The following is a 25,421-nucleotide window of genomic DNA, read 5'->3' on the forward strand; positions in this document are numbered from 1 at the left end:
TTTACAAAGATAACATATTTTGATCCCGAAAGCAAGTTTTTCACCTGTTTTTTAGGGCTGTTGCGCACAAATCTCTGTACGGCTTCCGGATTATCTCCGCATCAAGCCATAGACCATACCTTGCGTGCTCCGAAGAAAGCGAGTACCAGAATGGCGATATAGAGAGATTTCGGATCGAATCCCGCCGTAAGCCCGTGTTGTACCATGGATACAAAAACTTCGCGCAGCGTACTGATAGTGGCTTGCAGACCTCCGAAGGCGAAGAACAGGATGACGCACAATACTGTGCAGACCGTTCCCCATATCTGGATCAACCGGTGGTTTCGTCCCGGTAGATTACGCATGACGCGGCGGCTGAACCCATTATCTTTTACTTCTTGTTTTTGCTCGCTGAAGAATTGCTTCAGGAGTTTATCATCTGTTTCCGTCATAACCGTTTTGTTTTAAGTAAATTGCCAATTTGTCTTTAGCCCTCGACAGGTGCGATTTGACCGTTCCTACCGGGCATCCCGTTATTCCCGCAATCTTTTCTATACTGACATCTTCCATATAGAACAAAGTGATACAGGTGCGTTCTATTTCTTTCAGCGTTCTGAGTGATTGGTAAACATCCATCTGTTCGCCCACGTTCACTTGTTCGGTGCTGTTGACAGCATCCACTTCACGGGCATCCAGATCCGTTGTTTCCTTTCGGCTGCGAATATAATCATAAAATACGTTATAAGCAATTCTGTAAAGCCATGTTGAGAAACTTGAAAGGTTTTTAAAGTTTGCAATGTTTGTGTAGGCTTTTATAAACGTATCTTGTGCCAGATCGTCGCTCAGTTCGCTGTCGCCGCAGGTCAGGTTCAGGAAGAAGCGCCGGACGGGCGACTGATACTTCTGTACCAATTGGTCGAAGGCCCTGGTGTTTCTGAACACCACGACCTGTGCGACTAACGATATATCATTGAGCTGGCTCATTTCTGTTCATTCTGGGTTTCGTCTCTGTGTGTAGGAGTTGTGAAAGGGTCTTCCGGGCGTCCGTGCTGCTGGTTGCGTGAGATGATCCACTGCCCGATTCCGGTGAACAACACCAGCAATCCGATACATCCTATGCTGAATTCGTCTGTGATGGTCCAAAGGAAGATGAACAGTCCGATTCCGGTACAGATGTTCTTGATGCCTTTCGTCCGGTAGTCCTGTGGCAGGCTATCTTTGAAGATTCCTTCCGGCAGGGGTTGTCCGGTTGCCAGTGCCTGTTCCATCAGTTTGTACTTTGCTTTCCGGTTTTTGTATCGGAAGTAGAAAGCAACGAATACGATAAAGAAAGGGAATCCGAATATCAGTATGACGACTATTAAACCTGTCAGTATACCTCCGTTAATAGCTCCTTTGCCCATATTGAACGGAAATTCGTTTCCGAAATCGAAGCTGCTGCTCTGGTAGTCGGTGTCTACGGTACTGCTGTCCACAATGTCCGTGTATTCAGCAACGAAGGTAGAGTCTGAAGAGTCATTGTTGTTTTGGGTGATGGTTTGGTTCTGTGCCATTGCCAGCGAACAGAAGGTCATAGCTACCATCAAAGCGATAAAGATACGTTTCATATTACTGTTGTTTTTTAATTGTTTTTGTTTATTTGTCTGTTAGACGTAGTTCATAGCGCAGAAAGTTGCAAAGAGACGAAATATTTTTGATATTTGCAGCTATTAATACACAAAAGTGATGGAGCTACAAATCATACAGAGCAAGATTTACGAGATACGGGGGCAGAAAGTGATGCTGGATTTTGATCTGGCAGGGTTGTATCAGGTAGAAACCCGTGTTCTGAATCAGGCAGTAAAGAGGAATAGTAAAAGGTTTCCTGTCGATTTTATGTTCCAATTGAATGCGGAAGAATGGGAAATCTTGAAGTCACAAATTGTGATATCAAGTTGGGGAGGTACCCGCAAGCTTCCTTTTGCTTTTACCGAACAGGGGCTGGCCATGCTTTCCGGGGTGTTGAACAGTGATATTGCCATCGAAGTGAATATCTCCATTATGCGCGCTTTTGTGGCTGTCCGCCAATTGGTTTCGGCTCTTCCGGTGAATGATATCACCAGGTTGCAAAATGAAATCAAAGAATTAAAAGAATATGTAGAAGGGGCATTTGCCGATTACAATGACATCAATGAAGATACGAGGATGCAATTAGAATTGATTAATCAGGCAATTGCCGAGTTGCAGGTCAATGACAAACGACCGGACGGGAAATCCCGTAATCCGATCGGTTTTATATCTTATAATAAAGGAGAATGAAATTACCTATATCATTTATCGAATCGACCCGTGCGCTGATGGGGGATGAAGAGTATCAGAAATTATCCGTTGCATTGGAGCAAGAGCCGCCTGTTAGTGTCCGGCTGAACAGCAAGTTTACTGATTCGCTGTCCTGTTCTTCCATTTCAGGGCGCATTCCCTGGGCGGCAGGAGGATATTATCTCAATCAGCGGCTGACGTTCACCTTCGATCCCCTTTTTCATGCCGGATGCTATTACGTGCAGGAGGCCTCGTCGATGTTTGTGGAACAGGTGTTGCGCCGGTATGTCACGGCTCCGGTGAAAATGCTCGATCTCTGCGCCGCTCCCGGGGGGAAGTCTACTCATGCCCGCAGCCTGTTGCCGGACGGGAGCCTGTTAGTGGCCAACGAGGTCATCCGTAACCGCTCGCAGATATTAGCAGAGAATCTGACGAAATGGGGACATCCCGATGTTGTGGTTACCAATAATGACCCTTCTGATTTTTCGCGGATCGGTTCCTTCTTCGATGTCATATTGGCTGATGTGCCCTGTTCGGGTGAAGGGATGTTTCGTAAAGATCCCGGTGCCATAGAAGAGTGGAGCCCTGAAAACGTGGAAATCTGCTGGCAACGCCAACGCAGGATTATCACCGACATCTGGCCTTGTCTGAAACCGGGAGGAATCCTGATTTACAGTACCTGTACCTATAATACTCGGGAAGACGAAGAGAACATTGCCTGGATCAGGCAGGAATTCGGAGCAGAACCGCTGCCACTTACCGTTCCCGAAGAGTGGAACATTACCGGTGGTTTGCTCGTCGGGGCCGATGCGCCTGTCTACCGCTTCCTGCCTCATAAAACACAGGGAGAAGGTTTTTTCCTCGCCGTGCTTCGCAAGCCGGAAGAAGCAGAAGAAACGGATGGAGGCTTCCATTTTCCGAAGAAAAAGAAGCCGAAAGGTGAAACGGCTGCTTCATCGGTATCCAAAGAGAATCTGGCCGTTGCCAGAGGCTGGTTGCCAGCTTCCGACAAGTATGATTTGTTGGTGAACGGTGCTGTGATTACTGCTTTTCCTGCACTTTTTCTGGATGATTTAGCTATGCTTCGTTCGTCTCTCCGCATTGTCCAGGCAGGCACGGAAGTAGCCGAAGTCAAAGGGAAAGATCTGATTCCGGCACATGGGCTTGCCATGAGCCGTCTGCTGGAAACATCGCTTTTCCCGACCGAAGAGCTGACTTACGAACAAGCCATTGCCTATCTGCGGAAAGAAGCCATCACTCTCTCACCCTCTGTTCCCAGAGGATATGTGCTGGTCACTTATAAAAAGACACCTTTAGGATTTGTGAAGAACATCGGCAATCGCGCCAATAATCTTTATCCGCAAGAGTGGCGTATCCGAAGCGGATATTTGCCCGAGGACATACGGACATTATGATAGTTCACTCAATATTCACACAAACAAGCTTATTAATGAAAACAAACTTTTATCATCTTTTGGTCTGGCTGGTTGCTTTTAGTATAGGTGTTCCGGCTATGGCTCAGACTGGTACGGAAAGGGTAAAACCTTTCAGTCATTTATCTGTTTCGCTGAATGCGGGAACACTGGGAGGAGGATTGCAGGTGGCTGCTCCGTTGAACGATTATCTGGGACTTCGTGCCGGATTCTCTTTGTTGAAGTTCAATTATAATTATGATTATGACGGAACCTATGAAGGTCCGTTGCCGGCAAATGCCCGTGTCGGTAATGAGGATACGGATAGATATTATACGGTTCCTTTGAAGGCCAAAGCAAATATGGCAAACGGAATGGTGTTGCTTGATTATTTCCCGTTCAGAAGATCAGTCTTCCATGTGACTGCCGGACTGCTTTTCGGAACATCGTCCATCCTGAAAGTGTCGGGTGAGACAGACGAACGGATTGAGGTGGGAGATATTATCATCGAGCCGGGAGCGGACGGACGTGTGGAAGCTGCTCTGAAAACCAATGCCGTGAAGCCTTACGTCGGACTCGGATTCGGGCGTTCGGTGGCTCACTCACGCGTAGGTTTCAAGTTCGAATTGGGAGCTATGTTCCATGGCAATCCGAAGATTGAAGCAACTACCGGAAAGATCGTGGAAGATGCGGTTGACCAGGAACTGAGCCGTTTCAATAAATTCCTGAAAAACTTTAAGGCTTATCCCGTACTGAACTTCCAGTTATCTTATCGGATATTCTGACGGACTTTCAGTTGAGGTGTCAAAAGTCTTTTTTACCACGGACTACACAGATTCTCATAGATAATTCATTTTGATAATCAACAGCTTGCAATTCAATCTATGTTAATCTGCGTAATCTGTGGTGAAAAGGGGGGCAACTCAACTCTTATAGTTTATTCTTATATATCTTTGCCATGGCCTTCTGATACTGGTTCTCCAGTTGCAGATAGTTCTGTTTGCTCTGATATACTACCGATACTTCTACAAAATATTCTATCATACTGATTTGTCCGCCTGTCAGTGCTTGTTTCAGCAAAGATAAATCCTGTTGCGCCTGAAAGGTTTTCTCGTATTCTTCCATTGAAGTACGTAGTGTGTGGGCTTCGCGGTAAAGTTGTGTCAGTTCCGATTCCACCTGTACCGAAGTATTGGCCCGTTGCAAGTCGATGTTCAGTGACTGTGCTTTGGCTATCTTCACTTTGTTGCGGTTTTCGAACAGGGGGAATGAGAAACCTACGACAACTCCGTTGAAAGGCTCGCCCGATTCGGTATTCCGACGGTATCCCAGTTCCAGCTTCGGAAGCCATTGCGATTTGTTGACTGTGATTTGTTTGCGGGCGGCGGCACTTTCACTGTTGAGAGCCTGCAGTGTGTAGTCCGATGCCAGAACTTCCGTTTTCAGTTCTTCGTAATTGGTAGGAAAGATAACAGCCGGATAGTCGGAGTCTTCAAACACGACCGGTATGTTTCCGTTCAGTGCCGTCAGCTCCTGTATTTTATTCCGAAGGGCCGTTTCGTTTAACGATGCTTCTGTTTTCACGTTCAGCAGTTCCAGATTGATCTTATTGGTTTCGATCACGTTGGCATCTCCTGTTTGCAAACGTTTGGCATACATGGCAGATAGCTCCTCGGCGTTTCGCAAACGTTCTGCCAGTATCTGTTGTTGCTTGCGCAACATGATGATATCCAGACAAACATCTTTAGCCTGTAACAGGATACTTTGGCGGAATACATTTTTTTGCCCGTCAAAAGCACCGGACTTCAGTCGGTTCAGTTGATTGCGGGTGGCATACAGGCTCGGAAAGTCGAAACTTTGGGAGACTACAAGCTCACCGATCGTATTATTCTTATCTTTGTTGTTCCACAAATGGGCATACGAAAGGGTAGGGTCAGGCAGATTATTGTCCGTCCGGGCTTCCAGCTTTTGTGAGGCAATCAATTGTGCGTTGGCTTGCAACTCTTTATTATTGGTTTCGATGTTGCGCAGTACCCCGTCTATACCGGTTTGTGCCTGCAATCCGGATAGCGCAAAGAGGGTGGCGGCAAGTATGGTTATTCGTTTCATATGATTATTGGGGTTTATGGCTTCACATCTCTGAGGGTATATCGAAATTCGTATTCACCACAGAGTATCACAGAGTTCCACATCTGTGGTGCATGATGACACACTCTCAGGAGTGAGGCCTTTTATTATTTTCTTTTTCCGTTCATCATCAGATAAACAATTGGGATAATAAATCCGTTCAGGAAAGTCGACGTCAACAGACCGCCCAGGATTACCTTTGCCATCGGACTTTGAATTTCGTTACCGGGCAGACTTCCGCTTAATGCCAGCGGTATCAGTGCCAGAGCGGACGAGAGGGCTGTCATTACAATCGGGTTCAGACGGTCGAGTGATCCACGGATAACGCTGTCGTATACTCCCAATCCTTCTACCTGTTGCAGGTGGTTGTAATGGCTGATAAGCAACATACCGTTACGTGTGGCGATACCAAACAGCGAAATGAAACCGATGATGGCCGGGATGCTGATTTCTCCCGTTGTGATCAGCAAGGCAAACACACCTCCGATCAGTGCCAGAGGCAGGTTTATCAGGATGACCGCCGACTCCTTCACGCTGCGGAACTCATGATACAGCAGCAAGAAGATCACTACAATGGACATGAATGAGGTCAGTGCCAGAGTGCGGCTGGCTGCCTGCTCGCTTTCAAATTGTCCGCCGTATTCGATGTGATAACCTTCGGGGAGCTTGATTTGTTCGTCCACCTGCTTTTGAATATCATTTACCACACTTCGCAAGTCACGATCGGCTACGTTGGCAGAAATGACGATTTTGCGTTTTACGTTTTCGCGGTTGATGGTATTCGGCCCCATAGCCGAAACTACGTCGGCAATGTAACTCAACGGCACTTTCTTTCCGTCCTGTGTGTCTACCATCAGGTTGCGTATCTTTTCGGCTTCGTCACGGAAATTGTTTTCCACTTTCACAATCAGGTCGAAGCTCTTACCCTGTTCGTATACTTGCGAAATCACTTCACCGGCCAATGCCACATTAATATATTCAGAGAATTCCGGCAGAGTAATGCCATATTTAGCCAGCATTTCCCGTTTGGGGGTGATCTTCAATTGCGGACGTTCGATCTGCTGTTCTACGTTCAGGTCGGCGATGCCCGGAATGTTGCCGATAGCCCCTTTTATCTGGTTGCCCAGAGAGAACATCTTGTTCAGGTCGTCACCGAACAGTTTGATGGCGATATTGGCTTTGGTACCACTGAGCATAGCGTCGATACGATGGCTGATGGGCTGTCCTATTTCGATATTTGCTCCGGTGATGGTACCTAATTTCTCTCGTACATCCGCCATCAGTTCGGTACGCGAGCGGTCTTTCAGTTCGAATGGCGCTTCTATTTCCGATACGTTCACACCTAAGGCATGTTCGTCCAGTTCGGCACGTCCGGTCTTGCGGGCCACTGTCTGTATCTCGGGGATGGATAGCAGAAGTTCCTCGGCACGGTGTCCCATCTTATCGCTCTCTTCGAGTGAGATACCCGGCAACGAACTGATGTTGATAGTGAACGACCCCTCGTTGAACGGCGGAAGGAACGAGCGTCCCAAAGTGAAGAAGAATCCCAGAGCGATGATGAATAGCCCGATGGTACTTCCCAAAGTTACGCGTTTGTGGGATAATACCCAAGTCAGTGCTTTTTTATACCCTCCTTTCATCCAGCGCGCTACGAGGGCCTCTTTCGGGAGTTTGTCCCCTTTGTCTTTACCCAGCAGATAAGAGCAAAGTACCGGGGTCAGTGTCAATGCCACTATCGTCGAGGCAAATAATGCTACGATGAAGGCAATGCCCAGCGGAACCAGCATGCGTCCTTCCATACCGGAAAGGAAGAAGAGAGGCACAAAGCTGACGACAATAATCAGCGTAGAGTTCAGGATAGGCATACGAACCTCTTTGGAAGCGTTGAATACCACCTGGATAACCGAAAGGCGTTCACTCTCGGGCAGGAGGCGGTTCTCACGCAACCGTTTGTATACGTTTTCTACATCGACAATGGCGTCGTCCACCAGCGAACCGATGGCGATGGCCATACCTCCCAGACTCATGGTATTGATGGTCAGTCCCATGAAGTGTAAGGTAAGGATGGAGACAAGCAGTGAGAGAGGCAGTGTCACCAGTGAAATGATCGTAGTCCGAACATTGGCAAGGAACAGGAACAAGACGATGACTACAAAGATGCCGCCCTCAAAGAGTGACTTCTTTACATTGCTGATGGAGCTCTCGATGAAACGGCTCTGGCGGAAAATGTCGGTAGATACTTTTACATCCGGTGGCAGATTCTTTTGCAGGTCTTTCAGTGAAGCTTCCAGTTTATCGGTCAGTTCCAACGTACTGGTGGAAGGTTGTTTGGTGACGGTCATCAGTACTGCGGGTTTTCCTCTTTCCGAGGCGGTACCCAGTTTGGGAGCTTTCGGGCCAATCCGGACGTCGGCTATGTCTTCCAGCAGTACGGGTACACTATTGATGCTTTTTACCACTGCTTTGCCCAACTGATCTACTTTGGCGGTAGAAAGTACGCCGCGTACAATGTACTCGTTGCCATACTCGTAAAGTACTCCTCCGTTTGCATTCAGGTTCATTCCCCGGGTGACGGTCATCACCTCGTTCATCGATACACCGTAATGACGCATACGTTCCGGATCGAGTTGAATCTGATATTCTTTCAATTCACCTCCCAATACGGCTACCTGTGCTACACCTCCGGTAGAGAGCAGGCGCGGACGGATGGTCCAGTCGGCAATGGTGCGCAGGTCGAGCATGGAAGTCGAGTCGGCTGTTAATCCGATAATCAGGACTTCACCCAGAATGGACGACTGTGGTCCCAGTGTCGGTTTACCTACATTCGAAGGAAGTTCTTCGCCTACGATGGCCAGCTTTTCGCTTACAATCTGGCGGGCGAGGTATATGTCGGTTCCCCAGTCGAATTCTACCCATACGACAGAGAATCCGTTGGTCGAAGACGAACGTACACGGCGCACACCGGTGGCACCGTTTACGGCTGTTTCTACGGGAAAAGTCACGAGTTGTTCCACCTCTTCGGCTGCCATACCGTTGGCTTCGGTCATAATGACCACCGTCGGGGCATTGAGATCGGGGAACACGTCTACTTCGGTATGCATGGCGGTATAAGTTCCGCCAATCAGCAACAGTACCGAGGCTACAAGCACCAGGATACGGTTCTGAAGTGAGAAATGTATGATTTTATTTAACACAATATTCTTTGTTTATAGTTTGTAACCTATGATTGCCGGACTTACTTCGATTGTAAATCTTCCAATCGTAAATCTTTTAATGTTCGTGACTGTGTGCAGGTATTGCGTTGCTTGCTGAAGCCAGTTTTACCTGATAAGCACCTTGGGTCACTACCCGGTCACCGGCTTTAACACCCGAAAGTATCTGTACGCTCTTGCCGTTATCGGCTCCGAGGGTGACTTCCTGTTTCTTATATCCTTCTTCATCCAGTTGCAGATAGACGAAGAATAGGCCCTGTTCTTCGGTTAGTGCGGTGCGTGGAAGCGATATCACGTTTTCCATAGGTGACGACAGCAGGTATACTTCAACGAACGAACCCGGAATGATGTCACCCTTATTGTCGAATTCGAAAGTGACCGGCACGTAAAATGAATTGTCGCCGGCCGATTTGCCGAATGACAAAAGGCGGCCGTTCAATCCTTTCAGTTCGTATACTTTATCATCATACGGTGTCTTGAAATTGGCCGAACCGATGGTGCGCAGAGACGGATAGTATTTCTCCGAAACTTCGGCTCGCAGGAAGAGACGGCGGTTCTGTGTAACGCTGACCAATGGCTGGCCGATGGTCACGTAATCTCCTTCTTTCACCAGGATATTCTTTACGAACCCGGCAATAGGGGAAACCACAGCTTGTCCGCCTGCCGAATGATTCTTGGCAAGTGCTTCATAACTGATACGTGCATTTTCATAATTTTGTTCTGCTTGTGCAAACTCTTTGTCGGATACTATTTTGTTTTTTACAAGTGCTTGCATACGCTCGTACTCCTTCTTGGATATTTCGTAGGCGATGCGGGCACGTTGTACCGGGTCGCCATCGGCAATGTTGCTGGATGAAATGGTCACCAATGCAGTGCCTTTGCCCACACTCATGCCCTCGGTCACTTTACCGCGAAAACTAACGACACCGGCCACAGTAGCTACCGCTACGGATTCGTCTCCTTGTGCAGCCAGCACTTGCCCGCTCGTTTTTATCACTTGTTCAAAAGCTTCCGGTGCGATGACGCTTGTTTTCACTCCGGCTGCTTCAGCTTTTACTTTCGGCAGGATGATCTCGTCACTGTGTCCGGCTGCCGGTTCGGTACCTTGGCTGTGTTCTTCACCCTCGTGATCATGTCCTTCATGATCTTCGCCTTCGTGATTGTGGTCTTCACCTTCATGGTCGTGGTCATGTGCTTCTGTTCCATGGTCGTGGCCTTCGTGGTTGCCACCCGATTTACTGTTGCAGGAACCCAGGATAAACAATCCGAGGATTCCCATAAAGATAAGTTTCTTCATGATGATATAAATTCTTTACTTTTGATGATTTTGGGAAGTATATCTGTGTAGGTTTTAAACCAAATGCCTTTGGTTTAAAAACAAGGCATTGTTGGTTTTAAAGGAATATCCCATTGATTTTAAACCAACGGTCAGTAGATTCCTAACCTTACGAAATAGGGCTTATAAGCCTATACAACAGGGTATGGAGGGGCACGAAGGCCGAAGGCACAGTTGATAACCGTGCTGTGAAGAGATTCCCGGTAGGCGTAATAATTCTTAATACGCCGCTCTTGGGGCTTGAATAAATTCTCTATGATAAGGTCCGTAAATAAGATGGCAGTAAACAGATAGTGAGGGCTGTGGTCTGCCTGTACGGATGGGGTTGGCGAATTGAGACGTGTCATACATCCGTCATTGCAGCACGAATCGTTGCCCGGATGATGATGGTGTCTGGGACACTGGGGTTCCGGTGTCACGTCGTTTTTCATGCAAATCACGCCGTTGGCATGGTGGTGATGGGGAATGACAGGTACCACCAGCATAATAATGCTGATGAAGAGCAGAAAAGAGAGTATGTACCGTTTATTCCTCATTCTTATTTTTATATTGAGCCACAAAGATAGTCTATCATCGGGTAAAAAACAAACAGTGTTACTTAAAAAACAAAAAGACAAGCAGATAACTACTTGTCTTTTCAGAAGAGAACGTCAGAAACGTTTATTTTTTCTTTCCTCCTTTGTCTTTGGTGCATTGGGCGTCTTTACATCCGGTTTTAGTTTTGCAATTGGCTTTTTCTTTGCATCCGTCAGATGTTTTCTTATCAGCTTCTTTTTTGCAACATGCTTTTTCTTCCTTTTTACAGCATGCTTTACCGTCTTTCTTGTCACATTGCTCTTTTTTGACTTCTTTCTTTTTCACGTCCTGAGCTTGGGCAGTAGTACCGGCCATACACATTGCTGCAACAAAAGCAGCACAGAAAACTAATTTCTTCATACAGTTTCTTTTTTAGTTGATTAAAATGGGGTTTGTACCTCTCTGTTTTAATTAAACGGGTAAAAGTTACCATATGTTAGTTATCAAATATTAAATAAGATAAGGTGCGGCAATTTTATTTCTCCAGCTCCCGCAGCGAATCCATTTTTTTCTTTTCAAGGAATTCATAAATGCCACACAGGTGTTCTGTTACTTTTTTGTTGCCAAATTCATATACCTTGGTCACCAGCCCGTCCAGGAAGTCGCGGTCGTGTGATACTACAATCAGTGTACCATCGAAATCTTTCAGCGCCTGTTTCAGAATGTCTTTGGTTTTCAGGTCGAGGTGGTTGGTCGGTTCGTCAAGAATCAGCAGGTTTACAGGTTCGAGCAACAGCTTGATCATGGCCAGGCGTGTACGCTCACCTCCCGAGAGTACCTTTACTTTTTTCATCGACTCTTCCGGTCCGCCAAACATGAATGCTCCCAGCAGGTCACGTATTTTATTACGTATCTCTCCTTTGGCCACGTCATCGATAGTCTGGAATACAGTCAGGTTCTCGTCCAGTAACGATGCCTGATTCTGCGCAAAGTATCCTATCTGCACATTGTGCCCCAACGTCAGGGTACCGTCATGTTCTATTTCGTTCATGATACATTTTACCAACGTTGATTTACCTTCGCCGTTTTTGCCGACAAATGCTACCTTATCTCCGCGTTCGACTGTAAGTGTGGCATTTCGGAAAACAACATGGTCACCATAGGTTTTACCTACTCCCTCCATAATGACAGGATAGTTTCCCGAACGTGGGGAAGGTGGAAACTTCAGGCGCAATGCTGATGTGTCTTCTTCGTCCACTTCCAATATTTCCAGTTTCTCAAGCATTTTTACACGGCTTTGTACCTGAAGTGTTTTCGAGTAGGTACCTTTGAAGCGTTCGATGAAGTCTTTTGTCTCAGCGATAAACTTCTGTTGTTCTTCATAGGCTTTCTGTTGCTGTTCGCGGCGTTCTTTACGCAATTCCAGGTATTTGGAATAGTTTACTTTGTAGTCGTAAATACGTCCCATGGTCACCTCTATGGTGCGGGTAGTAATGTTATCGACGAATTTTCGGTCGTGACTGATGACAATTACCGCCTTTCCGTTATTGATCAGGAAATCCTCCAGCCATTGAATGGATTCGATATCCAAATGGTTGGTAGGCTCGTCCAGTAAAAGTACATCCGGCTTTTGCAATAAAAGTTTTGCCAGTTCGATGCGCATCCGCCATCCGCCACTGAAGTCACTTGTTTGCCGGTGGAAGTCTTCACGCATGAATCCTAAACCGAGCAGTGCTTTCTCTACATCCTCTTCGTAGTTGGTGGCATCGATGGCGTAGAACTTTTCGCTGAGGGCCGACACATTTTCTATTAGCTCCATATAGCTGTCGCTTTCATAATCTGTGCGTGTTTCCAACTCTTTGTTCATACGTTCTATTTCGGCTTCCATCTCGTGAAGGTGGGCAAAAGCTTGCGCTGTCTCTTCGAAAACCGTCCGTCCGTCTTCTGTCATCAGGTGCTGGGGCAGATAAGCAATGACGCACTCTTTAGGGGCAGATATTCTGCCACGGGTAGGCTGGCGTACTCCTGCCAGAATTTTGAGCAAGGTACTTTTGCCGGCACCGTTTTTTCCCATGAGCGCGATGCGGTCTTTTTCGTTAATGACAAATGAAATATCGCTAAATAAAGTGGTTCCGCCGAATTCCACGGCCAATCCGTCTACTGAAATCATATCGCTTCTTTAAATTTTAGCCGCAAAGATAATCAAAACTATGATTTTTTTTTATACCTTGCGGGCTGAATCGAATAAGATTGAATGTAGAATTAAAAGTAAACCTATTATATAAAATGGAAAATGAAGAAATAAAAAGTCTTCGTCCTCTTATTCTTGTGGCCGAAGATGATGATAGTAACTTCAAATTGATTAAAGCTATTATCGGTAAAAAATGCGACATTCTATGGGCAAAGAACGGTGAAGAAATGCTGAATTTATACCGTGATCACGGAAAAGAAGCGTGGGCTATTTTAATGGATATTAAGATGCCGATTATGAATGGACTGGAAGCAACCCGGATCATTCGTCAACAAGGAGCTACCCTGCCTATCATCATGCAGACTGCTTATGCCTTCAGTTCGGACCGGGATAATGCCATCGAGGCCGGTGCAACCGAGGTGCTGGTAAAGCCCATTACGGTAAGTGCTCTCCGGAATTGCCTGAATAGTTATTTCCCCGAGATTAAATGGTAAGATTATATCCTCTTAAAATAAATAGGGCTGACTTCAATAATGAAATCAGCCCTATTTATTTTAAGAGGATATTTGTTTTCAGATTTCTGTTTCCATTTGGAATTTACGGCTTACCTTCATTAGATTGATCGTGTAAGTCACTACGTTTTGTGCTTCTTGAATCATGGTCAGATAAACCATGCTCACTTTAATACTGCCTGTTTGGCTCTGGATACGCTGTAACTCCTGGCGCTTCAGATGTGAGAGTTGTGAGTTCAGTTCGTTTGCACGGCGCAAATCTTCCTCAAAGTTATTGTAATTGTTGGTTTCTAACTTCTGGCGGCATTGCTGGATCAGATAGGTGATGTCCTCGGCTACATCTCCGAATTCACCTTTCTGGATGGCATCCAGCGGATTGAAGTTATTGTCGATATGTTCAAGGCAGGGCTCGCACAGACGGCTGATACTGTATACCAATTCACTGGCAAAGTCATTTCCCTGATAGTAATAAAGTCCTTTTTCAAGTACGGTGTTATTATCCAGTTTGCACATTGCTACAGTCCCGGTGCGTTTCATCTGTTTGATCAGTTGTTTTTCGAATTTGGTAGATCCCATTGCTCTGCGTAGTCCGCGGAGGTTTTCGTGTAAGAACGATGTGACGGTCAGTTCGAAGTTTTGTTCTGCATATTCCAATACTTTGCCCAGTTCTTCACGTGTATGTTTGCGCATCAACGACAAGGCTTCGTGGCTACTTGTAGCTTGCATCAGTTGTTTCAGGGTTTCATTGCCTTTTTCCTTTTCTTTTTTCTTCTTGTATATCAACTGGCTGCGGATCAATGTGAATGCTGCCAGTCCGATCAGTGCGATGATGGCAATGCTGCCTCCGAAATGGATGATCATAGCAACGAAGAAACAGATGGTGAAAGCGGCTCCGGCTGTGATGAACCATCCGCCAATGACACTTAGCACACCTGTGATGCGGTAAACGGCTGAATCACGTCCCCAGGCACGGTCGGCAAGTGAAGTACCCATGGCCACCATGAAAGTAACATAAGTGGTAGAGAGGGGGAGTTTCAGTGAAGTACCCACGGCGATCAGAAGGCCGGCAAGTACCAGATTGACAGAGGCACGAACCAGGTCGAATGCCGCTCCGTCGGCTATGATGGCTTCGTCTTTGCGGAAGCGGGTATCCATCCAGCGTTTGGCGCTTTCGGGAGTAATACGTGAAATGCCGTTGGCAAGCGTGAGGCTGAAGCGTACCAAGGTACGTGCTATCGGTGTGCTTCCGAAGTTCTCTTCTCCTTCATCCTGGCGGGAGAGGTCTACTGAAGTCTTGATTACTGCATGTGCTTTTTTGGAGGTGCACAAGGCATATACCATGATGGCTCCGGCACCTATCAGGAAGTACCACGGTGTTTTGGCTGAACCCATCAGTGAGGTCATCAGGAAACCATCAGGACCTACAGCGGTTCCGTTAGCTGTATAATCCATAAAAGAAGAGTAACCCGCCAAAGGTACACCGATGAAGTTGACAAGGTCGTTACCCGCAAATGCCAATGCCAATGCAAAAGTTCCCAGCAGGACAACTACTTTGAATACATTTACTTTCAACCAGTGTAATATCTGCATCAGGATGGTAGAGATGACGAAAAAACAGCTTACCAGCATCATTGTATTTTCTTGTACCCACTGCTTGTTTTCAGAAGTCATGAACGAGCTGTCCTTCAATCCTTTTATTACCATGAAATAGATGATGGCAGTGGAAGCGATGCCACCGAACAGGGCAATGCTGTATTTCATCTTGTTTTTATAATTGAATGTAAACACCATACGTGCCAACCACTGTACAAGCATACCGAAGAAGAAGGCAATGGCAACTGAGACAAAGATTGCCATGATGACGGACAGGGCTTTGTCGGTGTTGATAAGATCTCCCAGTCCCAGCGTGTCGCTGTTGTGCACTTTAATCAGTGCCAGGGCAAAAGTACCTCCGAGAAGTTCGAATACCATCGAAACGGTGGTGGAGGTAGGCATTCCCATTGAGTTGAAAACGTCGAGCAGGACGACGTCCGTCAGCATTACGGCAAGCAGGATGCACATGATTTCGGCAAAGTAGAAATGCTCCGGTTGGTAGATGCCGTGTCTTGCAATGTCCATCATGCCGTTTGATAAGGAGGCCCCGATGAAGATGCCGGCACCGGCTATAAACAATATTGTTTTGAAAGATGCCGCCTTCGCTCCGACAGCCGAATTCAGGAAATTTACCGCATCGTTACTTACGCCGACCATCAAATCGAATACGGCAAGCACGAATAGGAAGATAATGATACATAGATAAATTGTCTCCATAAATGTGTATGTTATTTCTGGCTGCAAAGGACGGATTTTCGTATTGCAGAGAAATGTCATACATGTTACAGAAATGTTTCATTCTTCTCTTTAAGGTAATTATAAAAGGTATACTGTGCCCTGACCGGTGCAGCACTTGCTTTGAATTTGAATATGTTATTCAGCTTTTCATCAACGAAGCAGGCCTTTTGATTGTCTGATAGCTGGATATGCAGCATGTCGACGATTTCTTCCCGTAATTCACTGTCGAGGACAGGCACCACGGCTTCTATTCGCCGGTACAAGTTTCGGCGCATCCAGTCGGGTGAACCCAGATATACTTTGGGATGTCCGGCGTTACCGAAATACCAGATGCGGGCATGCTCCAGGAAACTGTCTACAATACGGGTGACACGTATGTTACGGCTGTATTCCTGTCCGGGGATCAGGCAACAAATGCCCCGCACAATCAGGTCTATTTTTACACCCCTTTGTGACGCTTCATAGAGTCGGTCAATCATGATAGGGTCCTGCAAGGCATTCATCTTCAGAATGATCCTGCCGCCTCTTCCTTTCTCGGCCAGTTCGATCTCCTTATCGATCAATCGGTTTAGTTCGGGAATCAGATTGAAACGGGCCACGAGCAGCCGGGTGAACTTGGGATTTTCTTTACCGCGCAAGGTACGGAAGAGGTTGGTAAGGTCATGTACGATGACCGGATTGCTGGTGAATAATCCGCAGTCCGCATATAGCGTTGCTGTCTTTTCGTTGAAATTGCCGGTACTGATGTAAGCATAGCTGTGAATCTTTTCTCCGTTGAAACTACGGCGACGTATAAGGGCCACTTTGGCGTGAACTTTCAGTCCCGGTATACTATATATGATATTGATGCCGGCGGCTTTCATCATTTCGGCAGTGGCAAGATTATTTTCTTCATCAAAGCGGGCTTTGAGTTCTACAAATACCGTTACTTTCTTGCCATTCTGTGCCGCGGCAATCAAGGTATTGATGACAGCCGAATTTTCCGCTACCCGATATTGCGTCACCATGATCTCCCGGGTCTCGGGATCGTGCACGGCTTCGTAAAGGAAATGAATGAAATGGTCGAAAGAGTGGTAAGGGTAGTATAATAACAGATCTTTCTTTTCTACGTAACTGAAAATAGACTCCTTATCATTCAGCCGGTTCAGTTTCATCGGTACAGGTTTCTCCATCCGGGGAATAGAATGGCTGGGATTGGGCAGATGGCGCAGGTCTTCCAGATTCAGATGTTTGTCTCCCGGTACCAACTCTTCACGTTGGATTCGGAAGGCATCTACCAGAAAGTCCAGAAAATCGTCAGGCATGGCACGGTCATATACAAAACGGCATACGGCACCTATCTTGCGTTTTTTAATCTTTTTCTTTACTTGCTCCACCAAATCGACGCTGCTGATGGTATCGTCTATCATGATGTCGGCATCTCTCGATATCTTGATGCAATAACTACAGTCCACTTCGTAGCCCGGGAAGATGACACCAATATTGGCTTTGATGATATCTTCGATAAACATCAGGTAATAATATTTCCCATGTTTGGGCAGTTCGATGAAACGGGGCACTTTACTATATGGCAGTTTCATTACAAAGTATTGCAAATGGTTGGCATCTTCTTTCTTTGTGCCTTTCAGAAACAGGCGGACAGCCAGATAGAGCCGGTTGTCGCGCAGGAAAGAGATCACTTTGTCTTTGGATACCGGTACCGGTTGCAAGTAGGGAAATATCTCTTCGCGGAAAAAGTCTTTTACGAACTGCTGGTGAAAAGGCTCAACGTTACGGCTTTGGTAAAAGATGACATGGTTTTTGCGTAATGCAGGTATAATCTTCTTTTCATAAATGTGGATACGGTCTTCCAGTTGCCGGTTCACTTCCCTGTTGATTTCTTCCAGCAAAACCTTGGCTGATTGCTGAGATTCTTCTGATCCTTCTGTTACGCCGGAGGCAACAGCTTTGTGGTCGGCTACTCTGATTTTATAAAATTCTTCCAGGTTGGAAGAATAAATAGAGATAAAATTGATGCGTTCGTAGAGTGGCAATCGATCGTTATCAGCTTCCAGAAGTACCCGGTAGTTGAATGACAGCCAACTGATATCTCTCTTAAAGTATTGGTATTTGTTTCCCATTTGCATATAAGGTTTGCCCAAATATAGTTACCTTTGCAGAGATAAACAAAGAAAGTATGACAAAAGTTGGCTTATTGTCCGACACACACGGCTGGTGGGACGAAAAATACTTGCAATATTTTGAAACTTGCGATGAAATCTGGCATGCCGGAGATATTGGTTCAGTAGAGGTAGCGCAGAAATTGGCGGCTTTCCGCCCTTTCCGTGCTGTGTATGGTAATATTGACGGGCAGGAAATTCGCCGGATGTTTCCTCAGGTGAGTCGTTTTACGGTGGACGGTGCCGAAGTGCTGATGAAGCACATCGGGGGATATCCTGGAAATTATGACCCGTCTGTCAAGGGAAGCTTATTGGTGCATCCACCTAAGTTGTTTATCAGCGGACACTCGCATATATTAAAGGTAAAATATGATAAGACACTGGACATGCTTCATATCAATCCCGGTGCTGCGGGAATGTCCGGATTTCATAAAGTACGTACAATGGTCCGTTTTGCCATAGATAATGGTGTGTTCAAGGATTTGGAAGTGATTGAACTGGCCGGTTAATAAATTTGTATTTTTATTTTGTCACGTCAGATTTCTTTCCGTTCTTTGTCACAGGTTTGAGAGATGTAAGCCATAAGCAATGTGCTACAAATTACAAGTAACTGTGCGAGATACTTATGTATTGTTTATTACAGTATGTAATCTGTAGCCCGTAACTCATAATGTTCAAAATATGAAAGGAATTATTCTTGCCGGTGGCAGTGCCACCCGACTCTATCCGCTGTCAAAAGCCATATCGAAGCAAATGATGCCGGTGTATGACAAGCCGATGATATACTATCCGCTTTCTACATTGATGTTGGCCGGAATACGGGAAGTGCTGGTTATCTCTACTCCCCGTGACCTGCCGTTGTTCCGTGAACTTCTGGGTACCGGTGAGGAGTTTGGAATGTCCTTTTCATATCGGGTGCAAGAACAGCCGAATGGACTTGCTCAGGCTTTTGTATTGGGAGCTGACTTTCTGGATGGCGAACCGGGTTGCCTGATATTGGGAGATAATTTGTTTTATGGGCAGGGTTTCTCAGCCATGCTTCGCCGGGCGGCTACTCTTGAGAAGGGAGCTTGTATCTTTGGATATTATGTGAAAGATCCTCGTGCTTACGGAGTAGTGGAGTTCGATGAAAGTGGAAAGGTGATTTCGTTAGAGGAAAAGCCGGCTGTACCTAAAAGTAACTATGCGGTACCCGGACTTTATTTTTATGATGCCACGGTGACGGAAAAGGCACTTGCTCTGGAACCTTCTGTCCGGGGGGAATATGAAATAACTGATTTGAATAAATTATATCTCGGTGAGGGAACGCTGAAAGTGGAACTTTTCGGGCGCGGTTTTGCCTGGTTGGATACGGGAAACTGCAACAGCCTGCTTGAGGCATCCAACTTTGTAGCCACTATTCAGAACCGCCAGGGGTTTTATGTGAGCTGTATTGAAGAAATAGCTTGGCGTAACGGATGGATTTCTTCATCCCAACTGAAAGCTCTGGGCGAGAAGTTGGGAAAAACCGAATACGGTAAATATCTGATAGACTTAGTAAATTAATAAATCAATCATAAAGAATATGAAAACTTATCTTGTAACCGGTGCTGCCGGATTTATCGGTGCCAATTATCTGAAGTATATTCTGGCTAAACACAGCGATATCAAAGTGGTAGTGCTCGATGCACTGACTTATGCCGGAAATCTCGGAACAATTGCAAACGACATTGATAACGAACGTTGCTTTTTTGTAAAAGGTGATATTTGTGATCGTGAACTGGCTGACCGTCTTTTTGGTGAGTATAAATTTGACTATGTAGTTAACTTTGCTGCCGAAAGTCATGTAGACCGTAGCATTGAGAATCCTCAACTGTTCCTGATGACCAATATTTTGGGAACACAAAACCTGTTGGATGCGGCACGTCGTGCATGGGTGACCGGTAAGGATGAATACGGGTATCCTACCTGGCGTAAAGGAGTACGCTATCATCAGGTATCCACCGACGAAGTTTACGGTTCGCTGGGGGCTGAGGGGTATTTCCATGAAACAACTCCACTCTGTCCGCATAGCCCTTACAGTGCATCGAAGACCAGTGCCGATATGGTGGTTATGGCTTATCATGATACGTATAAGATGCCGGTGACCATCACCCGCTGTTCAAATAATTACGGCCCTTATCATTTTCCGGAGAAATTGATTCCGCTTATTATCAAGAATATTCTTGAGGGTAAGAAACTTCCGGTGTACGGCGATGGCAGCAATGTGCGCGACTGGCTGTACGTAGAAGATCATTGCAAGGCTATCGATTTGGTAGTTCGTGAGGGACTGGAAGGTGAAGTGTACAATGTGGGTGGACATAACGAAAAAACAAATCTTGAGATAGTGAAGTTGACCATTGCAACGATTCACCGCCTGATGTCGGAACATCCCGAATATCGTGAAGTATTGAAGAAGAAAGAAAAGAATGCCAATGGTGAAATCTCGGTTGACTGGATCAATGAAGACTTGATTACGTTTGTAAAGGACCGTCTGGGTCATGACCAGCGCTATGCTATCGATCCGACGAAAATCACCAATGCCTTGGGATGGTATCCCGAAACGAAATTCGAGGTGGGCATTGTGAAAACAATTGAATGGTACTTGAATAATCAGGAATGGGTAGAAGAAGTTACCAGCGGTGATTATCAGAAATATTACGAACGGATGTATAGCAAACGTTAACCGTTTATAATCAGTCCTATTGATAATAGGATCCCCATAAACAGCATATTTCGCGAAGTTTCGCCCAATATGCTGTTTAGCTTTTTACCGCTGTGTATCTGTACCATCTTTCTCCAGGTCCGGATATGAAAAAACAGGTAAAACTGAGGCAGGAGAGTCGCATATAAATGTCCGCTGAATAAAAACCAGAAACAGAGCCAAGCGGCTATGATGCCGAGCAACAGATAGAAATATCTTCCGAAAGGTTCACCGAAACGAACTACAACCGTCTTTTTCCCGCTTTTCCGGTCGGCATCCCGGTCCCGGTAATTATTAACTACCAGTAATGTATCTACAATCAGTCCGCACACCAATGAAGCAACCGTAACGTCCGGTGTCCAGTTGAGGGCCTGTACATAATAAGTACCTCCTACCGGGACAAAACCAAAAAACACGATGACTAATACGTCTCCCCATCCTTTGTAGGATAACGGGTAAGGACCTGTGGTATACAGGAAAGCAAATAAGACACATAGCGCACCTACAAGGATCAATTCCCAGCCGCCATATAATAGGAGGCTACAACCAATCAGGCAGGCGAGGGCTACTGTTATGAATATGCCCTTCTTCATGGCGTTCGCCGAAATCCAGCCTTGTGCACAAGCACGTTCCGGACCGAGGCGGTCTTCCCGGTCGGTACCTTTCAGAAAGTCAAATAAGTCGTTGATAAAATTGGCGGCAATCTGCATTAAGCCGGCAAACAAACAACAGATTAATGCCGGTATCCAACTGAATTTTCCGTCGGCATAAGCCAATGCACAACCAATCATTACCGGGGTAATGGCACCTGCCAATGTTTTGGGACGGGCAGCAAGTATCCATGCCTGTAACGAGTTCCGTCTTACTTCTTCCATTCTCTTTTTCTATATAATTCGTTTCAAGAGAACAAAGATAGGGCAAAAAAATGTATATTTTTGCTTTTTTGCCTATCTTTGCGCTCCTGATATTAGAGAATATGAAGAAAACAATATACTTATTGGCGGCACTTTTATTGCTGCTTTCGTCCTGTAAATCAAAGAAAAACCTGGTTTCTCCGATTGCCTGTCCGGTATTGAATACCGATTCCATTCGTCCGGACAGCTCCGATGTAGTGGCCCGGTTGTTTGCTCCTGATACTTCCGGACTCAAAAGACTTTCTGCCAGACGGAAAGCAGCAGAAAAGGGGCAGGTTGCCTCTTCCGGGATAACGCGTTCGATTCCGCCTGTTGTAGCCCGGGGAACAAATATCACCAGTTCTGCTGTCAGTGTATCTTCTGTTTATCCGGGGATCGACCGGGTGAAAAGATACGAGTTCACCCATCGTGATGTTCCCGAAGCCTTTGATGGTTTCCGTATCGCCTTTATTTCGGACTTGCATTATAAAAGCCTTTTCAAGGAGAAAGGGCTGGAGAGTCTGGTACGTTTGCTTAACGCACAGCATGCCGATGTATTGTTGATGGGAGGTGATTACCAGGAAGGGTGTCAGTTTGTACCCGAACTTTTTGCGGCATTGGCTAAAATGAAAACACCGTTGGGTACTTATGGTGTGATGGGAAATAACGACTATGAACGTTGTCATGATGAGATTATCCGTGAAATGAAGCGTTATGGCATGCGCCCTCTTGAACATCAGCTTGACACGTTGAGGCGCAATGGTGAGCAGATTATTCTGGCCGGTGTACGTAACCCGTTTGATCTTGCCAATAACGGTGTTTCTCCTACTCTGTCCCTCTCTCCGGCCGATTTTGTGATTCTGTTGGTACACACTCCTGATTATGCCGAAGATGTGTCTGTCGCTAATTCTGATCTGGTGCTGGCCGGACACACGCATGGAGGGCAGGTACGTATTTTTGGCTATGCTCCCATCATTCCTTCGCATTATGGCAGTCGGTTCCTGACAGGATTGAAATATAATTCAGCTAAAATTCCGATGATTGTAACCAACGGGATCGGTACTTCAAACAAGAATATCCGTATTGGAGCACCGGCCGAAATTGTGATGATTACATTACATCGTTTGCGGAATGAATAGCTTTGATTTTCGTGTACACAGCCGGGTGAAGGAAATAGCGCACATCTTTTCCGGCAGCCAGAGCTTGACGGATAAAGGTGGAACTGATTTCGAATATCGGAGAATGCGCTAAGTGTACGTTCGGGGGTAGTTGTGAGGCATCTACCGGAAAACCGGGACGAGGATAAACGAGTATTTTATTTTCTGAGACAATACGTTCCGATTCGAACCATTGGTCAAATACTTTCCAGTTGTCAGAGCCTATAATCAGTTGGAATTCCCTTTCGGGATATACTTCTTTCAGACGGTTGAGTGTGTGGACTGTATAGGAGGGACGAGGTAAATGAAATTCAAAATCGGATGCACGGAATCGTGGATATCCTTCAATAGCAAGCTGTACCAGTTGCAGGCGCAGCTCGTCAGACCATAAATCTGCTTGCTTTTTGAAGGGGTTGTGCGGAGTGACCATAAACCAAACTTCATCCAGCCCTTCAAACTCGCACAGATAGTTGGCAAGTGCCAAGTGTCCGATGTGTATCGGGTTGAAAGAGCCGCTGAAGATTCCGGTTTTAGTTTTTTCCATATGCTATAATCACAAATAAGAGAACACAGATCTTATTCCGCATCGATACCCAGAAACTCTTTAATCACTTTTAATGCCTGTGCCTTGGCTGTTGCCAGGTCATCATTGATGATTACTTTGTCAAATTTCGGAGCGAAACTTAGTTCATATTCGGCTTTGGCTATTCTACTCTCAATGACCTCGGGAGCATCTGTGCCACGCCCGATCAGGCGGCGACGTAACTCCTCGATACAAGGGGGCTGGATAAAAAGTGAAAGTGCACGGTCACCATAGAATTTTTTTATGTTACAACCGCCCACCACATCTACATCGAACACTACGTTCTGGCCGGCAGCAAGCTGTTTCTCTACCTGTTCTTTTAAAGTTCCGTAAAATCGATCGGTATAAACTTCCTCGTATTCCAGAAATTCATTGTTTGCAATGCGTTGGCGGAATTCGTCGGGAGTGAGGAAAAAATATTCTACTCCATGCTTTTCATCTCCTCGTGGCGGACGGCTGGTAGCTGAAATGGAGAATGCAAGATTCAGCTGCTGGCCCAACAAATAATTTATAATTGTCGACTTGCCCGATCCGGAAGGAGCAGAAAAGATGATGACTTTGGCTTCACCCTTTTGAGGTGGGGTAGTTATTCTTTCTGTTAAATTCATAATCTGTCGTTGTTACATCACATTCAGCACTTGTTCTTTGATTTGTTCCAGCTCATCTTTCATCTGTACCACAATCTTTTGCATTTCAGCATGATTCGATTTGCTGCCGAGCGTATTGATTTCACGTCCCATTTCCTGAGCGATGAATCCCAGCTTTTTACCTTGTCCGCTACCGTTTTCAAGGGTACTGATGAAATATTTCAGGTGGTTGCTCAAGCGTTGTTTCTCTTCATTGATGTCGAGTTTCTCGATGTAGTAAATCAGTTCCTGTTCAAGACGGTTTTTATCATAATCTACGCTCAGTGTTTTTTCCAGCGCATCTGTGATTCGTTCTTTAACTTTATCCACCCGTTCTTTTTCATAAGGTGTTACCGATTCAAGTAAACGATGAATGTTTTCAATCTTTTCACGGAACTTCTTTTCAAGGGCGGCACCCTCCTGCTTACGGAAATCTACTAAATGTGAAACAGCTTCCTTGACGGTTGCATATACTATTCCCCATTCTTCCTCACTTAACTCCTGTGTTTCGGTACGTGTCATCACGTCCGGCATGCGGAGCAGAGTCTGAAACCAGTCAGTGGGTACTGCAATGTGGAGGTTTTCGGAGATAGCTTTGATTTGGTTATAATATCCTTCTACCAATACCTGGTTGATGGGAGTGGCGGCTTCTGCGCACTCTTTCTTTTCCACCCAGAGGCTGAAGTCAACTTTTCCACGTTCCAACACACGTGCAATTTCATTGCGGAGTTCCATCTCTTTTTCACGGTATGCCGGTGCGATTCGTGCCGACAAATCCATCGCTTTACTATTGAGCGATTTTATCTCTACATTAATCTTCTTATCGGGAAGTTCGGCAGTTGCTTTGCCATATCCCGTCATGGATTGTATCATATTACCAAAAGTTTTGTGCAAAAATACGGGATAATTTTAAGATAACCGCTGTAAATGGATAAAAAAGACATTTTGTTTAATCGGGCGGCACGGCTCTTTCATTTAACAACCGTCTTCCTCCCATACAAAAAACACGTTTCGATCTTCCATCTTCCACCTTTTAGAGTGCATATCGTTGATTGTGAGATGTGTATATTGGTGAAAGATGCGGTTTTTATGCCATTTATCTTCCACCCCCATCTTCCATCTTCCACCCGCTGTTTTAGGGGATATTTCAGCAGTAACGGTTTGGAAAACAAATGGATATGTCCAATTTCTTATCCGTTAATCTCTCTAAAAGCATTTCATTTCCCTTACTCTCTTTAGTGCAAATGGTCGGATCCTTATCTCAGCCCGGGCATGCGGGCTCATCGGCCTGGGTATGCGGGCTCATCAGCCCGGGTATGTGGGCTTATCAGCCCAGGTATGGGGGCTGGGATAAAGAGTTGTATGAC

The 25,421-nt window shown here is 45.9% G+C and carries 23 protein-coding genes; 8 read left to right on the plus strand and 15 right to left on the minus strand.

Annotation, left to right across the window (positions count from 1 at the left end; translation table 11 throughout):
* Positions 1-101: 101 nt before the first annotated feature.
* From QK890_RS10575 to QK890_RS10585, 3 genes are read right to left on the minus strand one after another with little or no spacing between them, the layout of a single operon-like run.
* Positions 102-431, minus strand: coding sequence for a DUF5056 domain-containing protein (locus QK890_RS10575; protein ID WP_022011682.1), 330 nt, complete (start codon positions 429-431; stop codon positions 102-104).
* Entirely contained in the window at positions 415-963 is a 549-nt protein-coding gene (locus QK890_RS10580; protein WP_005808274.1) for an RNA polymerase sigma factor, read from the minus strand. Before QK890_RS10580 ends, QK890_RS10575 begins: the two co-directional genes overlap by 17 nt.
* Entirely contained in the window at positions 960-1,586 is a 627-nt protein-coding gene (locus tag QK890_RS10585; protein WP_005808272.1) for a DUF6249 domain-containing protein, read from the minus strand. The genes QK890_RS10580 and QK890_RS10585 overlap by 4 nt, the downstream gene beginning before the upstream one ends.
* Positions 1,587-1,704: 118 nt before the next feature.
* On the opposite strand from QK890_RS10585, the gene QK890_RS10590 reads away from it, so the two are divergent.
* Genes QK890_RS10590 through QK890_RS10600 form a run of 3 tightly spaced genes read left to right on the plus strand, consistent with a single transcriptional unit; the run spans position 1,705 to position 4,474 of the window.
* Positions 1,705-2,277, plus strand: coding sequence for an ORF6N domain-containing protein (locus QK890_RS10590; RefSeq protein WP_022011680.1), 573 nt, complete (start codon positions 1,705-1,707; stop codon positions 2,275-2,277).
* Positions 2,274-3,692: an rRNA cytosine-C5-methyltransferase gene (locus tag QK890_RS10595; RefSeq protein WP_032539751.1), complete on the plus strand. Its 1,419-nt coding sequence runs from the start codon at positions 2,274-2,276 to the stop codon at positions 3,690-3,692. Before QK890_RS10590 ends, QK890_RS10595 begins: the two co-directional genes overlap by 4 nt.
* 35 nt (positions 3,693-3,727) lie before the next feature.
* Positions 3,728-4,474: a hypothetical protein gene (locus QK890_RS10600; protein WP_005781237.1), complete on the plus strand. Its 747-nt coding sequence runs from the start codon at positions 3,728-3,730 to the stop codon at positions 4,472-4,474.
* A gap of 145 nt (positions 4,475-4,619) precedes the next feature.
* Here the strand turns inward: QK890_RS10600 and QK890_RS10605 are convergent, their stop codons facing one another.
* The 6 genes from QK890_RS10605 to QK890_RS10630 all read right to left on the minus strand — a co-directional run bounded on the left by QK890_RS10605 (position 4,620) and on the right by QK890_RS10630 (position 13,050).
* Positions 4,620-5,798 (minus strand): TolC family protein, encoded by a 1,179-nt coding sequence (locus QK890_RS10605; RefSeq protein WP_005781236.1) that lies wholly within the window; start codon positions 5,796-5,798, stop codon positions 4,620-4,622.
* 125 nt (positions 5,799-5,923) lie between these two features.
* The gene (locus QK890_RS10610; protein ID WP_032539752.1) at positions 5,924-9,010 is read right to left on the minus strand and encodes an efflux RND transporter permease subunit; all 3,087 of its coding nucleotides are present in this window, start codon (positions 9,008-9,010) and stop codon (positions 5,924-5,926) included.
* Between the two features lie 76 nt (positions 9,011-9,086).
* Positions 9,087-10,325, minus strand: coding sequence for an efflux RND transporter periplasmic adaptor subunit (locus QK890_RS10615; protein WP_005808262.1), 1,239 nt, complete (start codon positions 10,323-10,325; stop codon positions 9,087-9,089).
* Positions 10,326-10,495: 170 nt separating this feature from the next.
* Entirely contained in the window at positions 10,496-10,900 is a 405-nt protein-coding gene (locus QK890_RS10620) for a DUF6769 family protein (protein ID WP_032531957.1), read from the minus strand.
* Between the two features lie 124 nt (positions 10,901-11,024).
* The gene (locus QK890_RS10625) at positions 11,025-11,300 is read right to left on the minus strand and encodes a hypothetical protein (protein WP_005781230.1); all 276 of its coding nucleotides are present in this window, start codon (positions 11,298-11,300) and stop codon (positions 11,025-11,027) included.
* Positions 11,301-11,415: 115 nt separating this feature from the next.
* On the minus strand, positions 11,416-13,050 hold the full coding sequence (locus tag QK890_RS10630; RefSeq protein ID WP_005821617.1) for an ABC-F family ATP-binding cassette domain-containing protein: 1,635 nt from the start codon (positions 13,048-13,050) through the stop codon (positions 11,416-11,418).
* 116 nt (positions 13,051-13,166) lie between these two features.
* Here QK890_RS10630 and QK890_RS10635 point away from each other — a divergent pair, with 116 nt between their 5' ends.
* Positions 13,167-13,565 (plus strand): response regulator, encoded by a 399-nt coding sequence (locus QK890_RS10635; RefSeq protein ID WP_005781227.1) that lies wholly within the window; start codon positions 13,167-13,169, stop codon positions 13,563-13,565.
* Between the two features lie 78 nt (positions 13,566-13,643).
* Here the strand turns inward: QK890_RS10635 and QK890_RS10640 are convergent, their stop codons facing one another.
* Together QK890_RS10640 and QK890_RS10645 are read right to left on the minus strand one after the other, a co-directional pair.
* Positions 13,644-15,893 carry an inorganic phosphate transporter gene (locus QK890_RS10640; RefSeq protein WP_005808257.1) on the minus strand — a complete coding sequence of 750 codons (2,250 nt, stop codon included), beginning with the start codon at positions 15,891-15,893 and terminating at the stop codon, positions 13,644-13,646.
* Positions 15,894-15,958: 65 nt separating this feature from the next.
* A complete protein-coding gene (locus QK890_RS10645) occupies positions 15,959-18,034 on the minus strand; it encodes an RNA degradosome polyphosphate kinase (RefSeq protein WP_005808256.1) in 2,076 nt (691 codons plus the stop codon).
* A gap of 56 nt (positions 18,035-18,090) precedes the next feature.
* On the opposite strand from QK890_RS10645, the gene QK890_RS10650 reads away from it, so the two are divergent.
* The 3 genes from QK890_RS10650 (at position 18,091) to rfbB (ending at position 20,777) form a co-directional block, all read left to right on the plus strand.
* A complete protein-coding gene (locus QK890_RS10650; protein WP_122296283.1) occupies positions 18,091-18,582 on the plus strand; it encodes a metallophosphoesterase in 492 nt (163 codons plus the stop codon).
* Between the two features lie 172 nt (positions 18,583-18,754).
* On the plus strand, positions 18,755-19,618 hold the full coding sequence (rfbA, locus tag QK890_RS10655) for a glucose-1-phosphate thymidylyltransferase RfbA (protein ID WP_032539754.1): 864 nt from the start codon (positions 18,755-18,757) through the stop codon (positions 19,616-19,618).
* Between the two features lie 19 nt (positions 19,619-19,637).
* Positions 19,638-20,777 (plus strand): dTDP-glucose 4,6-dehydratase, encoded by a 1,140-nt coding sequence (gene rfbB / locus QK890_RS10660; RefSeq protein ID WP_022011673.1) that lies wholly within the window; start codon positions 19,638-19,640, stop codon positions 20,775-20,777.
* Here rfbB and QK890_RS10665 read toward each other — a convergent pair.
* On the minus strand, positions 20,774-21,670 hold the full coding sequence (locus QK890_RS10665) for a 1,4-dihydroxy-2-naphthoate polyprenyltransferase (RefSeq protein WP_005808253.1): 897 nt from the start codon (positions 21,668-21,670) through the stop codon (positions 20,774-20,776). The genes rfbB and QK890_RS10665 overlap by 4 nt on opposite strands.
* Positions 21,671-21,771: 101 nt before the next feature.
* Between QK890_RS10665 and QK890_RS10670 the strand changes: the two genes are divergently transcribed.
* Positions 21,772-22,827 carry a metallophosphoesterase gene (locus QK890_RS10670; protein ID WP_367627330.1) on the plus strand — a complete coding sequence of 352 codons (1,056 nt, stop codon included), beginning with the start codon at positions 21,772-21,774 and terminating at the stop codon, positions 22,825-22,827.
* Here QK890_RS10670 and nadD read toward each other — a convergent pair.
* From nadD to QK890_RS10685, 3 genes are read right to left on the minus strand one after another with little or no spacing between them, the layout of a single operon-like run.
* Positions 22,799-23,389 (minus strand): nicotinate (nicotinamide) nucleotide adenylyltransferase, encoded by a 591-nt coding sequence (gene nadD / locus QK890_RS10675; RefSeq protein WP_005808251.1) that lies wholly within the window; start codon positions 23,387-23,389, stop codon positions 22,799-22,801. The genes QK890_RS10670 and nadD overlap by 29 nt on opposite strands.
* A gap of 32 nt (positions 23,390-23,421) precedes the next feature.
* Positions 23,422-24,036, minus strand: a complete 615-nt coding sequence (gene gmk / locus QK890_RS10680; RefSeq protein WP_317467303.1) for a guanylate kinase — start codon at positions 24,034-24,036, stop codon at positions 23,422-23,424.
* Between the two features lie 12 nt (positions 24,037-24,048).
* On the minus strand, positions 24,049-24,927 hold the full coding sequence (locus QK890_RS10685) for a YicC/YloC family endoribonuclease (protein WP_005781209.1): 879 nt from the start codon (positions 24,925-24,927) through the stop codon (positions 24,049-24,051).
* Positions 24,928-25,421 lie beyond the last annotated feature (494 nt).

Origin of the sequence: Bacteroides sp. NGMCC 1.200775, assembly GCF_040798045.1 — a bacterium.
In the GTDB taxonomy this organism is placed as follows: domain Bacteria; phylum Bacteroidota; class Bacteroidia; order Bacteroidales; family Bacteroidaceae; genus Bacteroides; species Bacteroides hominis.

Excerpts from the sequence above, each read along its gene's own strand:
- QK890_RS10575 (WP_022011682.1), bottom strand. The coding sequence starts at position 431 with ATGACGGAAACAGATGATAAACTCCTGAAGCAATTCTTCAGCGAGCAA.
- QK890_RS10580 (WP_005808274.1), bottom strand. The coding sequence starts at position 963 with ATGAGCCAGCTCAATGATATATCGTTAGTCGCACAGGTCGTGGTGTTC.
- QK890_RS10585 (WP_005808272.1), bottom strand. The coding sequence starts at position 1,586 with ATGAAACGTATCTTTATCGCTTTGATGGTAGCTATGACCTTCTGTTCG.
- QK890_RS10590 (WP_022011680.1), top strand. The coding sequence starts at position 1,705 with ATGGAGCTACAAATCATACAGAGCAAGATTTACGAGATACGGGGGCAG.
- QK890_RS10595 (WP_032539751.1), top strand. The coding sequence starts at position 2,274 with ATGAAATTACCTATATCATTTATCGAATCGACCCGTGCGCTGATGGGG.
- QK890_RS10600 (WP_005781237.1), top strand. The coding sequence starts at position 3,728 with ATGAAAACAAACTTTTATCATCTTTTGGTCTGGCTGGTTGCTTTTAGT.
- QK890_RS10605 (WP_005781236.1), bottom strand. The coding sequence starts at position 5,798 with ATGAAACGAATAACCATACTTGCCGCCACCCTCTTTGCGCTATCCGGA.
- QK890_RS10615 (WP_005808262.1), bottom strand. The coding sequence starts at position 10,325 with ATGAAGAAACTTATCTTTATGGGAATCCTCGGATTGTTTATCCTGGGT.
- QK890_RS10620 (WP_032531957.1), bottom strand. The coding sequence starts at position 10,900 with ATGAGGAATAAACGGTACATACTCTCTTTTCTGCTCTTCATCAGCATT.
- QK890_RS10625 (WP_005781230.1), bottom strand. The coding sequence starts at position 11,300 with ATGAAGAAATTAGTTTTCTGTGCTGCTTTTGTTGCAGCAATGTGTATG.
- QK890_RS10630 (WP_005821617.1), bottom strand. The coding sequence starts at position 13,050 with ATGATTTCAGTAGACGGATTGGCCGTGGAATTCGGCGGAACCACTTTA.
- QK890_RS10635 (WP_005781227.1), top strand. The coding sequence starts at position 13,167 with ATGGAAAATGAAGAAATAAAAAGTCTTCGTCCTCTTATTCTTGTGGCC.
- QK890_RS10640 (WP_005808257.1), bottom strand. The coding sequence starts at position 15,893 with ATGGAGACAATTTATCTATGTATCATTATCTTCCTATTCGTGCTTGCC.
- QK890_RS10645 (WP_005808256.1), bottom strand. The coding sequence starts at position 18,034 with ATGGGAAACAAATACCAATACTTTAAGAGAGATATCAGTTGGCTGTCA.
- QK890_RS10650 (WP_122296283.1), top strand. The coding sequence starts at position 18,091 with ATGACAAAAGTTGGCTTATTGTCCGACACACACGGCTGGTGGGACGAA.
- rfbA (WP_032539754.1), top strand. The coding sequence starts at position 18,755 with ATGAAAGGAATTATTCTTGCCGGTGGCAGTGCCACCCGACTCTATCCG.
- rfbB (WP_022011673.1), top strand. The coding sequence starts at position 19,638 with ATGAAAACTTATCTTGTAACCGGTGCTGCCGGATTTATCGGTGCCAAT.
- QK890_RS10665 (WP_005808253.1), bottom strand. The coding sequence starts at position 21,670 with ATGGAAGAAGTAAGACGGAACTCGTTACAGGCATGGATACTTGCTGCC.
- QK890_RS10670 (WP_367627330.1), top strand. The coding sequence starts at position 21,772 with ATGAAGAAAACAATATACTTATTGGCGGCACTTTTATTGCTGCTTTCG.
- nadD (WP_005808251.1), bottom strand. The coding sequence starts at position 23,389 with ATGGAAAAAACTAAAACCGGAATCTTCAGCGGCTCTTTCAACCCGATA.
- gmk (WP_317467303.1), bottom strand. The coding sequence starts at position 24,036 with ATGAATTTAACAGAAAGAATAACTACCCCACCTCAAAAGGGTGAAGCC.
- QK890_RS10685 (WP_005781209.1), bottom strand. The coding sequence starts at position 24,927 with ATGATACAATCCATGACGGGATATGGCAAAGCAACTGCCGAACTTCCC.